This is a genomic window from Mycobacterium pseudoshottsii JCM 15466, assembly GCF_003584745.1.
Taxonomy (GTDB): Bacteria; Actinomycetota; Actinomycetes; order Mycobacteriales; family Mycobacteriaceae; genus Mycobacterium; species Mycobacterium marinum.
Window position 1 is genome coordinate 2,703,192 of record NZ_AP018410.1, and the last position, 12,651, is coordinate 2,715,842.

At 63.4% G+C, this 12,651-nt stretch carries 7 protein-coding genes; 5 read left to right on the forward strand and 2 right to left on the reverse strand.

Features of this window, described 5'->3' with window-relative positions:
• The first annotated feature begins 93 nt into the window (after nt 1–93).
• On the forward strand, nt 94–2,007 hold the full coding sequence (locus tag MPSD_RS12295) for a PE family protein (RefSeq protein WP_020787658.1): 1,914 nt from the start codon (nt 94–96) through the stop codon (nt 2,005–2,007).
• 293 nt (nt 2,008–2,300) lie between these two features.
• Complete coding sequence (locus tag MPSD_RS12300) at nt 2,301–3,971, forward strand: PE family protein (protein WP_086085867.1); 1,671 nt, start codon at nt 2,301–2,303, stop codon at nt 3,969–3,971.
• Nucleotides 3,972–4,237: 266 nt separating this feature from the next.
• Here the strand turns inward: MPSD_RS12300 and MPSD_RS12305 are convergent, their stop codons facing one another.
• Both MPSD_RS12305 and MPSD_RS30785 read right to left on the reverse strand, forming a co-directional pair.
• Nucleotides 4,238–5,440, reverse strand: coding sequence for an ISAs1-like element IS2404/ISMul1 family transposase (locus MPSD_RS12305; protein WP_420811905.1), 1,203 nt, complete (start codon nt 5,438–5,440; stop codon nt 4,238–4,240).
• Between the two features lie 61 nt (nt 5,441–5,501).
• Nucleotides 5,502–6,008 carry a transposase family protein gene (locus MPSD_RS30785; RefSeq protein WP_420811849.1) on the reverse strand — a complete coding sequence of 169 codons (507 nt, stop codon included), beginning with the start codon at nt 6,006–6,008 and terminating at the stop codon, nt 5,502–5,504.
• A 64-nt stretch (nt 6,009–6,072) separates the two neighbouring features.
• On the opposite strand from MPSD_RS30785, the gene MPSD_RS12325 reads away from it, so the two are divergent.
• The 3 genes from MPSD_RS12325 to MPSD_RS29255 all read left to right on the forward strand — a co-directional run bounded on the left by MPSD_RS12325 (nt 6,073) and on the right by MPSD_RS29255 (nt 12,630).
• Complete coding sequence (locus MPSD_RS12325; protein WP_020787656.1) at nt 6,073–7,917, forward strand: PE family protein; 1,845 nt, start codon at nt 6,073–6,075, stop codon at nt 7,915–7,917.
• An 807-nt stretch (nt 7,918–8,724) separates the two neighbouring features.
• Nucleotides 8,725–9,783 (forward strand): PE family protein, encoded by a 1,059-nt coding sequence (locus MPSD_RS12335; protein WP_232022826.1) that lies wholly within the window; start codon nt 8,725–8,727, stop codon nt 9,781–9,783.
• Nucleotides 9,784–9,795: 12 nt separating this feature from the next.
• Entirely contained in the window at nt 9,796–12,630 is a 2,835-nt protein-coding gene (locus tag MPSD_RS29255) for a beta strand repeat-containing protein (RefSeq protein WP_232022827.1), read from the forward strand.
• Nucleotides 12,631–12,651: the final 21 nt, after the last annotated feature.

Genomic DNA, 12,651 nt, shown 5'->3' on the forward strand with positions numbered 1-12,651 from the left:
TTCGACTTTCGCGCACGTCGCCGTTGCCGCACTAGTTTTGTTCCTGCTTGGTGACCAGCGGTCATCGTCGCAGCGGAGCGAGAGGCAAGCGATATGTCGTTTGTGAATGTGGTGCCAAACACAGTGGCGGCCGCGGCGGGCGATTTGGCGAGCATTCGCTCGGCGCTCAGTGAGGCCACTGCGGCGGCGGGGCCGACGACTGACGTGCTGGCTGCCGGCGGCGACGAGGTATCGACGGCGATCTCGCAGCTATTTGGCGCCCACGGCCAGGAATTCCAGGTCGTGAGCGCCCAACTGAGGGGATTTCACGACCAGCTGGTGAGGTTGATGCGGGCTGGTGCGGCTGCCTATGCCAGCGTCGAGGCCACCGCGCAACAAGACTTGTCCATGGCCGAGCAGGGGCTGGTGAACGCGGTCAACGCGCCTGCCCAGGCGCTGTTGGGGCACCCGATAATCGGCACCGGCGGATCCGGCAGTCAGTCCGCGACCACGGGAACATCGACCTCGGGCGTGACGAGCGGTTCGGTCGCGTCCGGCTCGGCGGCCGGTTCTGTTTCGTCCGGTGCGACCGCTGGCACTGTCTCGGCCGGTGCGACGACCGGTTCGGTTGCCTCCGGTGCGACCGCTGGCACTGTCTCGGCCGGTGCGACGGATGGTGCGGTTACCTCCGGCACTACCGCCTCGTCGTCCGACGGGACGACTGTGTCCGCGGGTGGCGTCGCTGCAACTGACCCCGGCTCCGATGGTGGTGTCGCGGTGAGTGACCCCGGCTCGGATGGCGGTGTCGCGGTGAGTGGGTCTGGTTCCGGCAGCGGCGTTGCGGTGGGCGGCACAGACACGCCAGGGACATCCGCGCCGGCTCCTGTCACCCCAAACACATTCGGCGACGTCGTCGCCGCGCCGTATCAGACGCTGATCTCCAATACGGTCACCAACCTGCAAAGTCTCGACGGCGCCTGGGCGGCCAATCCGGCGCCGTTCCTACATCAGCTGATCGCCAACCAGATGGGCTACGCGCAGACTGCCGCGACTGCGCTGCAAAGCTCAGTCAGCAATTTGCCCGCGGCGTTGGCGCACTTGCCGGCCGATATCCAGCTCGGTACCCACTCCCTAATGGCCGCTGACCCGGGCGCGTTCCTACACTCGCTGGTCACCAATCAGCTCGGCTACGCCCAGACGATCAGCACGGCACTGCAAAGCGCTGCCCATGACTTTGGTACCGGAGCGGCGGCATTGCCGGCGGCTTATCAGGCGGCCTTCCAAGACTTCATGGCCGGCAACGTCAGTGGCGCGGCCGACCATCTCGAATCGGGTTTGGCAAACCTGTTCATCACGGGTCTTGACGTGACTGCCGGTTCGGATGCCGTCCTGAGCATCACTCCGACGGGGACAGTTGGAGACCTCTTGCCGATCTTGGGCATTCCTGGGCAGATGGCGCAGAACTTCACCAACCTGCTGCCAGCCGGATCGGTACCGGAACTGGTATCGCAGAACTTCACCAACATCGTCAACGCCGCCACAAACACGGCCGTTACCTCAACGCTGACCCTCGTCGTAGATCCGAGCAGCCCCACCGGTATCGGGGTGGCCATCGACGCCACTATGGGTTTGCCGTTGGCGTTAGGAGTTGAAGCCCTCGGCGGACCTGTCGATGCGATTGATGCGTTTGGTACCAGCGCGACAGCGTTCGTCACTGCGGCGCAAAGCGGAAACGTCTTGGCGGCGACCGCCGCAGTGCTGGATGCTCCTGCTGTCGTTGCGAATGGCTTGCTCAACGGTCAGTCCACATTCCCGTTGACGATCGACGCATTGGGCATCCCAACGACGCTGAATCTGCCGATGGACGGAATTCTTGTGCCGGCCGGCCCCTACACCGCGACCATTCCGGATCTTGGCGTCACGGCCACCGTCAATGGCACACCGCTTGGCGGCGTTGCACCGGGGCTCCTGACCTTGCTGCCCGAACAGCTTGCCGAGGCGATCGGCGCAAGCCCAGTCACTGACTGAGCTTGCCGCGACGCCCGATCATCGGCGGTGCCGCCAATCTGTCCTTCGTCCTCGCGGGCGCGCCGACCAGCCGTTGAGGTGTTCGCCGTTTGCTTTGACGTGAGTGGGTTCACCTCGCCCCATTTCGTGGGTATCGGACTCCCACAGGATCTGGCCCGGAGCGGAGGGGTCATATCTTAGGGCGCGAGAACAAATTCATCAGTTTTCCAGCGGGTTAATACAGTGCCCTATTAGTCTCGACCTGCCTTGGTGATTATCGGGAGGTCGCCACGGCGGGGCGAGAGGAGCCAAGGATGTCGTTTCTACTTGTGCAGCCGGAGATGGTCAGCGCGGCCACGGAAAGCCTTACGGCAATCCGCTCCGCGTTAGGCGAAGTCAGTGCGGCAGTCGCGGGTCCCACGACCGCGGTGGTGGCCGCCGCCGGTGACGAGGTGTCGGCGGCGATCTCTCAAGTGTTCGGTGCCTATGGGCAGGAATTTCAAGCGCTCAATGCCCAAGCGGCGGCGTTTCAAGCCGAGTTCGAGGGTTTGCTGAGTGGCGGCGCTGCGGCATATGTCAGCGCCGAGGCGTTGAACTCTTCGGTCTTCGGGCCGCCGATGCAGGAATTGCTCAAGGTGGTCAATGCGCCGACGCAAATGGTGCTGGGACGGTCGCTGATCGCCGACGGGGCCAACGCGACGGTGGCCGGCGGCGATGGCAGGCCCGGTGGAATCTTGATGGGCAAGGGCGGCGACGGGGCGCCCGGCGGCCCCGGTCAGCCCGGCGGTAACGGCGGGGCCGCTGGCTTGATCGGTACCGGCGGTGCCGGAGGCAAGGGAGCGCCGTCTATGCCCGGCGGGCTCGGGGGCCGCGGCGGGTTGCTGTGGGGCGACGGTGGCAAGGGCGGCGATGGCGGTGCTCCGGTGTATGATGCCTGGGGCTATTTGCTTGCTGAAGCCGGTACTGGCGGCGCGGGCGGCTTGCCGGGAATATTCGGTGGGCTGCCGGGAGTTGCGGGCGCCTGGGGCGGTGAGGTGCCTACCGCGCTAGCGGCCCCGATGGTTCTGTCGGCGGCGGCGAGCAGCCCCGCTGCAGTCGGCGGTGCCTACCAGACCCTATTCGACAACACGTGGACCAACCTGCAAGCCATCGGCGCCACCTGGAATGCCGATCCGGCGCCCTTCCTGAGTCAATTCATCGCCAACCAACAGACCTACGCCAATACGGTGTTTACGTCCTTGTCGAACTCGGTCCAAGACTTCGGGGCGGGATTGGTGGCGTTGCCGGCGGCCTACCAGGGGGCCTTCCAAGCACTCATGACCGGCAATGTCAGTGGAGCGGTCGAGATCCTGGGGAAGGGCTACCTCGGTTTGGTCTTTAACGGCTTCGATTACACCAATGTGCCAGTTGTTACCGTGCAGGGCGCCTTGGGTGATCTCCTGCCCATGACCACCATCCCCGGTCAGATTTCGCAGAACATGACCAACGTGCTGCAGACGGTTACCGACACATCGATCATGGCCAACATCTCCTTGTTGAACCCATCGTTCACCACTGGTTTTCCTCTGACGCTTGCTCTTGATGCGCTGGGGGCGCCGATCGTCACCGGTCAGGCAGCTTTGCAAAGTGCGACGACCTTTATTGATGCGGTCCAGGCTGGCGATGTCGCGGGGGCATTCGGTGCCATTGTTGATGCGCCTGCCGTCATCGTCAACGGGTTCCTCAATGGCGAAGGGACGATAACGCTGGATCTGCCGACCTACCTGTCGCCCATTTCTGGAACAGAGTCGTTGACGTCAGCGATCCCGATTGGTGGGATTTTGACTCCGCTGCAGCCTGTGGAGTCGACCATAGTGTTCCGGGTGCTCCCGCATACGCCGCCGGTCACTCAACATATAACCCTCGGTGGTACGGAGTTTGGAGGCCTCATCCCTGGCCTGCAGAGCGCGTCCGCGCAGCTAGCGGGTGCGATCAAGCTCAGCTAGTAGATGACGCGAACCTGTCCGTGTGGGCCTCGATGCACGGTCAGGCGCGACGTGGTGGTCGGCTCCGGCGGTGACGGTGTCGCGTTGACTGAGAGCCGCAACCACGGCCATCCGGTTGTCTTGGCATGCCTCGAACAGATTCGTGGCTCCAATCTCCTGCGGCCAATTCTTCGCCTAACAGGTTTGGGGCTGACACCCTCTGGGTACCCGCGCCCTGCGCCGTGCGTCACGCGTTGGGCAACGAGGCAGGGCTCCGGCGTTGTTGATTAGCGGGCTTGTGAGCTGGGGGATTGTGGATTGAGGAGGTCTAGGCGGCGGTTGGCGGTCAAAGCGGTGATCCGGCAGGCTTCGGCGATGTTGTCGGCGCCGTTGAGGCGGTGCAGATTGATCGCGGTGTTGCGTAGCGTTGCTAGGACCTGTGCGCCGTTTCCGGTATGTGCCCTTTGACGGTCTTCGTCGAAGGTGACGTCGCGTATCCAGTGCAGGCTGTTCTCGATTCCCCAGTGTTGACGCATCCAGGTCATGATCGCGGTAGGGCGGGCGTGCTCGAACGGCAGGCTGCAGATGGCATAGACCACCTCCACGCTGCGCTGGTCGGTGGCGGTGATCAAGCGTTCACGAGTGATCCGGATGATTTGTTTTGCGTAGGGGAAGCCGATTCCTCGTGCAGCGGTGATGATTTGCGGGGTGCGGGTCTCGACACGGCCGTGGCCGCGGGAGTCGTCGGTAGCGGCTGCGGGCACCTCGGCCCAGGGCAGCGCGGTGATACGCGCAAATATTTTGGCTTGGTTGGACTTGACGATCATCAGGTAGTGCGACTTCAAGGTGGCGCAGATCAACTTCGCGGTGACGACCTGGGTATGCATCGCATCCACGGTGACCAGCCACCGCAAGCTACCCGGCAGCAGCGTGAGCAGGGCACGTACGCAGGGAATTTCATTGCTTTTCTCGGCGACAGCGAGTTGACCGAGCACCAATCGGGCACGGTGGGCGAACACCGACACGAGATGCGTGGCTGTCGCTTTGGCGCGTAAAGCACCACGCAGCATCTTGCCGTCCAACGCGATCGGCACCAATCCACTGGGGTCGCTGCTGGCCACGTGTGCAGTGAAGTAACTGCCTATCCTGGCGTTGAGGTCGGCGGGGTCTAGCCGAGACAAAACAGCGCGGAAGGTCTTCTCACTGGGCCGCCGGAACCGGACCCCTAATTGGGCCAACACATCATCGGGAGCGGTGGCCGCCCATGTGGCAAAACCAGCATAGCCGCGCATCCCCGCGGCAGTGGCCAGAACCGCGATCGCCAACAAAGCCATCAGCGAATACCTCCGACCGCGTGGGTCCCTCGGGTCTGGCATCGAGGCCAACACATCGAGAAACTCCGATCCGATGAGCTCGCTGCGCTCACCAGGACTCCAGCGGTCGAACACCTCTGGAACCGACGACACAGGCAATACTGAAACGGTAGGCACGGGCAACTCCAGACCAACGACGAACAGTAACCAACTCGATCGTTCTCCAGATAGCCCGTGCCTACACTCCGGCCCCAATAGCGCGGCACCAAAGATCATCAACCCAGCTCACAAGCCTGCTAATCAACAACGCCGGAGCCCTGGGGTCTAGCCGAGACAAAACAGCGCGGAAGGTCTTCTCACTGGGCCTCCGGAACCGGACCCCTAATTGGGCCAACACATCATCGGGAGCGGTGGCCGCCCATGTGGCAAAACCAGCATAGCCGCGCATCCCCGCGGCAGTGGCCAGAACCGCGATCGCCAACAAAGCCATCAGCGAATACCTCCGACCGCGTGGGTCCCTCGGGTCTGGCACCGAGGCCAACACATCGAGAAACTCCGATCCGATGAGCTCGCTGCGCTCACCAGGACTCCAGCGGTCGAACACCTCTGGAACCGACGACACAGGCAATACTGAAACGGTAGGCACGGGCAACTCCAGACCAACGACGAACAGTAACCAACTCGATCGTTCTCCAGATAGCCCGTGCCTACACTCCGGCCCCAATAGCGCGGCACCAAAGATCATCAACCCAGCTCACAAGCCTGCTAATCAACAACGCCGGAGCCCTGGGCAACGAGGGGAGCTGACTATGTCGTTCGTGATCGCTGATCCGGAGATGGTGACGGCAGCGGCGGCAGATTTGGCGGGCATCCGCTCGACGCTCGGGGCGGCCGCAGAGGCGGCCGCAGGGCCAACAACCGGCGTGGCGGCTGCGGCCGCCGATGAGGTATCGGCGGCCATCGCGCACCTCTTCGGTGCGTATGGGCAGGAATTTCAGGCTCTCAACGGCCGAGCGGCAGCGTTTCATGCCGAGCTCGTGCGCTTGTTGAACGGTGGCGCTGCAAGCTATCTGAGTGCCGAGGTCGTCAACGTCGAAGCATTGCTCGGCCAATCGCTGAACGGCGGTGCGGCCGCTGCCGCCGATCCTCTCAGCGGGCTTCTGGGATCGATCCTCGGCACTAGCTCAGGAGGTAGCGGAAGCGTTGGCGGGATCCTCGGTGGTAGCGGGGGGCTGTTGGACCCGATCCTGTTCGGGGGCACTGGTGGGCTCCTTGGCCCGCTGGTGGGGGGCAATGGCGTGCTGACTTCGCTCGTCGGCTCCGGACCTTTGGGCCCGTTCTTCAACGGTGTCGGAGGGGAGATCGGCGTCGTCACATCCGCTCTGATCGGCGGCGACGGCGCCGTGTTGCTGTCTGATCAGATCGGCGGCATCACGGGCGCCCTCACTAGTCTGCCCGGATTGAGCGGCCTGCAGACATTGCTACCGGGTCTGTTCCCGTCCTCCGGGGACACAACCACAACACCTGCGCCTGGCGGTGCCTGGCAGCAACTCTTTGAGAACACCAGCTCGAACCTGAATGCCCTCGGCACAGCATGGTCTGAAGACCCATTCCCGTTGCTGCGTCAGGTGATCGCCAATCAGCAGGGCTATGCGTACACGCTCGGGCAGGATCTCAGCCTCGCGATCCAGAACCTACCCACTGAGCTGGCACACCTGCCGGAAAACATCGAGACCGGGATCCAGGGATTTCTAGCTTTCAACCCCGGCCTCTACGCTCAGCAGTTCGTCGCCGGCACGATGAACGACTTCCACACGATCGGCACGTCGCTCTCGGAAGCGGGTCAGGACCTTCAGATCGGGCTGGCCGGCTTCCCGGCCGACATGCAGCCAGCCTACGAGGCGTTCGCGGCCGGCAACTACAACCTGGCGGTCAACGACGCGACGAAGGCCTTGCTCAATGTCTTCATCACCGGATTCGATACCAGCAACTTGAACGACATCAGATTGCTGGGGCCGGTAGCGGACCTGTTCCCGATCCTGGCCCTCCCCGGGCAGGATGTTCAGGGCTTCAGCAACCTGTTGCCTGCCGGCTCGATTCCCGCGCAGATGACTCACAACCTCGCCAACGTGCTCAATGCGCTTACCGATACCAGCATTTCGACGACGATCTCCGGAACCTTGGATCCGCCCGCACTTGTACTCGACGCCAACTTCGGTCTGCCGTTGTCGATCCTCTTCGGTGTCGCGGGCGCGCCGGTTGCGGGTCTCGACGGACTGGCCACCGCCGGGACAACGATTGGCACTGGCGTAGCAACCGGGAACCCGTTCATGGTGGTCGGTGGCCTAATCGACGCGCCGGCGGTCGTCTTGGACGGCTTCCTCAATGGCGAAACGATTGTCGACATGTCGTTGCCGGTGACCTTCGATGTGCCAGTCCTCGGGCCGCTAAACATACCGGTCGTCATTCACCTTCCCTTCCAAGGGCTTTTGGTTCCGCCGCATCCGTTTACAGCGACGGTGCCGCTGGAGATTCTTGGGGTCGACATCCCAATCAACCTGACGCTCGGTGGCACCCAATTCGGGGGGCTGGTGCCCACGCTGGTGAACTACACGTCCCGGCACCTGGCCAACGCAATAACGCCCGCCGCGTAGTGCCCCCGGCGCCGTCGAAACCTGCAGGTGCTTGCCGGTGATCGTCACTGGCGCGTAAGTCGCTCGGAGCAAATGATTCTGCTCATTCCAATCTCACAGGGTGTGCAGTCGTGGGTCACTTGGCAATGGCTTGATGTGTCCCAGCGAACCTGGGTGACCTGCCTGCTTTGCGCGCAATTGTGGGATAGCGGCCGATCATTTGGGGCCACAGAAATCGTGGGTCGTTTTGGCGTGTCCCGCGCCGCTGCAAGCCGGGAAAAGATGCATAATGTTCGCCGCCGATTCATCGGGTTGCCGAAGGGCTGGCTAGCGGATTGATGCCCGCCTTCGTCATGTGTGGAATAACGGCCTTGCGGTGCAAATCCGAAGGAGGATTGGGGAGCTTGCGGAAAGGGTATTCCCCATAGACTTTTCGACCTTCGGGGTGATCTTCCGTGGCAACGGCCAAGGCCTCGTGACGGCCGCTTGTTGGTACGAGGGCTCCGTTGGGGCGCCCAAAAATGTTCCGCTGCAACGGTAGAACATCTGACATGGGCGTGGTCGGGAGCCCTGGGCGGCGGGGTAGGCGTCCGGGTGGGCGGCTTACGAACTCATCGCCTGGTCGCCCGGTGAAGGCTTTGTCGGGTGAAGTCGGTGTCGCTGAACATTCGCGAAATTTACTCTGCTGCAATTAATTAGCGGCGGCCAAACTATGTGTTGGGGCTGCGGCATCCAGATCTTGATAAAACTCCTGACGGCAGGCAACAGAAGTCGATACCCGGCTTCCGGTGAAATCTGGCCCGGGGTGAAGTCGTTTCGTCAATCAGATTGCCTGGGGTTGGATTCGGACAGGTGAAAACGATGGTTTTCTTGTGTAGTTCTGCCACAGCGGATTACGTTTCTTCTGCCGATGAGATCGGGCCTCTTCGGATCACAGACCGTTCATTCTGCGTGGGGATGATGAACATGTCTTTTGTGACCGCTGTGCCCGAGCTCGTCGAGTCGGCAGCCCAGGACTTGGCAGGAATCCGTTCAGCACTGGTGGAGGCCGCTCAGGCAGTAGCAGTGCCGACCACCGCACTGGCGGCCGCGGGAGAAGATGAGGTATCCGCTGCAATAGCAGCGCTATTCGGCACTTTTGGCCAGGAATATCAAGCAGTCAGTGCACAAGCGGCGTCGTTCCACGAGTCTTTCGTCAGGGTGTTGAGCGGTGCTGCGGCCTCGTACGTGGAAGCTGAGGTAGCCAACGGTGCTGCCCTGCTCGCGGGCGAAAGTGCCGCCGCTGCAGTCAGCGGCGGATTTAGTGGTGGGCTGACGGCCGGACTTAGCGCGGAGTTGGCTCTTCAAGCGGCGAACTCCCTCGCGACAGCTTTCGGCTCCGGAGTTTCCGGTCTTGCGCTGCAGACCGGTGGTGCGCTTGTGTCCGGTCTTGGGACCGGTCTGGTTCAAACCGGCGAGGTCATCGTGTCGGCTGGCCAGGCCTTGCAGAACCTCGGTTCGTTCATGGCGGGCGCTGGTGCTGGGTTGAGCGCTCAAGCCAGTGCGGCCCTCACCCAGGCAATGAATTTGGGTGGCTCACTGAGTGCACAGCTTGGGGCTTCCCTGTCGGGCAACTTCAACCTCGCTCTGCCGGAACTGATCGCGGGATTCAATAATGGGCTGACTGGGCTGATTCAAACCGGCCAGACCATCACGACCAGCCTGATCGGTAGCGCCGGCAGCGGCCTTGGTGCGCTTTTCCAAACCGGCGGAACCGTGCTTACCAACTTCGGGAGCGCCTTGCCCGAATTCGCCGCTCAGCTAAGCGGTGCGATCTCGGCGACCGTTGGCAGCAGCCTGCCCGGCCTCGTCGGTGCGTTCGATAGCGGATTCACCGGCCTGGTCTAGGCGGGCCAGTCCTTGGCGACAAACCTGGCCGGCAGTGTGGGCGGCGGTCTGGATGCGCTCATCCAGACCGGAGAGACCCTGGCAGGCGGCTTGACGGCCAGCCTTAGCGCTCCCGTATTGGCGGCCCAGTTGTCGGCGGCGTTGCAGGCTAGCTTCGGTACGTCGCTGCCAGAGTTGGTTGCTGTATTTACCGGTGGATTGAACGGGCTGGTGCAGGCGGGTCAAACGTTGGCCGCGAATGTGGCGGGCAACTTTGGTGGCGGCCTGAGTGGGTTGTTGGAGGCCGGGCAGGTGTTGATGGCCAACCTGGCAGGTGGGTTTAGTCTGCCGGCGTTGGCGGCCCAGATTAGTGCGGCGTTGCAGGCTAGCTTCGGTGCGTCGTTGCCGGAGGCGGTGGCGGCGTTCACGGGTGGGTTGAACGGGTTGGTGCAGGCGGGGCAAACGTTGGCGGCCAACTTGGTTGGCGGGTTTAGCTTGCCGACGCTGGCCGCTGAGTTGTCGGCGGCGTTGCAGGCGAGCTTCGGTGCGTCGTTGCCGGAGGTGGTGGCGGCGTTTACCGGTGGGTTGAACGGGCTGGTGCAGGCGGGACAAAGCCTGGCGGCGAATCTGGCGGGCAGCCTTGGTGGCGGGTTTAACGCGTTGGTCGAAGTGGGTCAGGCGTTGGCTGCCAACCTGGTTGGTGGGTTTAGTCTGCCGGCGTTGGCGGCCCAGATTAGTGCGGCGTTGCAGGCTAGCTTCGGTGCGTCGTTGCCGGAGGCGGTGGCGGCGTTTACCGGTGGGTTGAACGGGCTGGTGCAGGCGGGCCAAAGCCTGGCGGCGAATCGGGCGGGCAGCCTTGGTGGCGGGTTTAACGCGTTGATTGAAGTTGGTCAGGCGATGGCTGCCAACCTGGTTGGCGGGTTCAGTCTCCCGACACTGGCGGCCCAGATTAGCGCGGCGTTGCAGGCTAGCTTCGGTGCGTCGTTGCCGGAGGCGGTGGCGGCGTTTACCGGTGGGTTGAACGGGCTGGTGCAGGCGGGCCAAAGCCTGGCGGCGAATCGGGCGGGCAGCCTTGGTGGCGGGTTTAACGCGTTGATTGAAGTTGGTCAGGCGTTGACTGCCAACCTGGTTGGCGGGTTCAGTCTCCCGACACTGGCGGCCCAGATTAGCGCGGCGTTGCAGGCTAGCTTCGGTGCGTCGTTCCCGGAGGCGGTGGCGGCGTTTACCGGTGGGTTGAACGGGCTGGTGCAGGCGGGCCAAACGTTGGCGGCCAACCTGGCGGGCAGTTTTGGCGGTGGCCTGAGTGGGTTGTTGGAGGCCGGGCAGGTGTTGATGGCCAACCTGGTTGGCGGGTTCAGTCTGCCGACACTGGCCGCTGAGTTGTCGGCGGCGTTGCAGGCCAGCTTCGGTGCCTCGTTCCCGGAGGCGGTGGCCGCGTTCACCGGTGGCTTGAACGGGCTGGTGCAGGCCGGCCAAACGTTAGCGGCCAACCTGGCCGGCAGCCTTGGTGGCGGGTTTAACGCGTTGATTGAAGTTGGCCAGGCCTTGGCTGCCAACCTGGTTGGCGGGTTCAGTCTCCCGACGCTGGCCGCTGAGTTGTCGGCGGCGTTGCAGGCGAGCTTCGGTGCGTCGTTCCCGGAGGTGGTGGCGGCGTTTACCGGTGGGTTGAACGGGCTGGTGCAGGCGGGCCAAACGTTGGCGGCCAACCTGGCGGGCAGCCTTGGTGGCGGGTTTAACGCGTTGATTGAAGTTGGTCAGGCGTTGGCCGCCAACCTGGTTGGCGGGTTTAGTTTGCCGGCGTTGGCGGCTCAGATTAGTGCGGCGTTGCAGGCCAGCTTCGGTGCCTCGTTCCCGGAGGCGGTGGCCGCATTCACCGGTGGGCTGAACGGGCTGGTGCAGGCGGGCCAAACGTTAGCGGCCAACCTGGCGGGCAGCCTTGGTGGCGGGTTTAACGCGTTGATTGAAGTGGGTCAGGCGTTGGCTGCCAACCTGGTTGGCGGTTTCAGCTTGCCGACGCTGGCGGCCCAGATCAGCGCGGCGTTGCAGGCCAGTCTTGGCACCTCATTCCCCGAGCTGATGGCCGGATTCACCGGTGGCTTCACCGGCTTGCTCCAAACTGGACAATCTCTGGCGGGAAACCTCGTGGATAGCTTTGGCGGCGGACTGGATGCGCTAATCCAGACAGGTCAGAACGTCGCGGCCAATCTTGTCGGCGCCTTCAACGCACCGGCACTGCTAGCCGGATTGAATAGCGGGTTGAACGGACTAGTCCAGACCGGCGCGTCGCTGGCTGGGAACCTGGCGGGAGCCTTTGGTGCAGGCCTGCCGGAGCTTGCTACCCAGCTGTCGGCTGCGTTGTCGGCCAGCCTAAGCGGTGACCTGTCGGCGGAGTTGAGCGCCGCGCTGACGGCGAGCCTTGCCAACACGGCGTCGGGGCTGTTGTCAGGCCTGGCGCAGACCGGTGCAAACCTGGCAGGGGGGATCGGGGGAGGACTGTTAGGTCTGATTGGCACCGGCGAAACCTTGGCGCGCAGCCTCGCAGGAGGTGTTTCCGGCTTGCTGGGCACGGGCGAATCGCTGCTGATGATCTGGCAAAACGCTACGGCAGAGGTGACCGGTGCGCTCAGCGATGCTGTGGTTGCCAGCATCGGTGTTGGTCTGCCCGGGCTGTCACAGGCCGCGGTCACCCTGTCGACAGGCATCGCCAACGCCAGCGTTGGCCTGACCCAGACCGGAGGCGTCATCGTGAGTGCCCTGGATAACGCAGCTCTTGGAATCACCGGAGACATCAGTGCTGCATTGGCCAATCTTCAACTCGCCATCCAGGCGGCGTTGAACGCGAGTTTCGGAGTTCAGGTCGCTGCCTAGCTGGTGCTGACTACCCTTGAG

What these genes read in the sequence shown, in the direction of transcription:
- MPSD_RS12295 (WP_020787658.1), top strand. Translation starts at nt 94, where the DNA reads ATGTCGTTTGTGAATGTGGTGCCAAACACAGTGGCGGCCGCGGCGGGC.
- MPSD_RS30785 (WP_420811849.1), bottom strand. Translation starts at nt 6,008, where the DNA reads ATGATCTTTGGTGCCGCGCTATTGGGGCCGGAGTGTAGGCACGGGCTA.
- MPSD_RS12325 (WP_020787656.1), top strand. Translation starts at nt 6,073, where the DNA reads ATGTCGTTCGTGATCGCTGATCCGGAGATGGTGACGGCAGCGGCGGCA.
- MPSD_RS12300 (WP_086085867.1), top strand. Translation starts at nt 2,301, where the DNA reads ATGTCGTTTCTACTTGTGCAGCCGGAGATGGTCAGCGCGGCCACGGAA.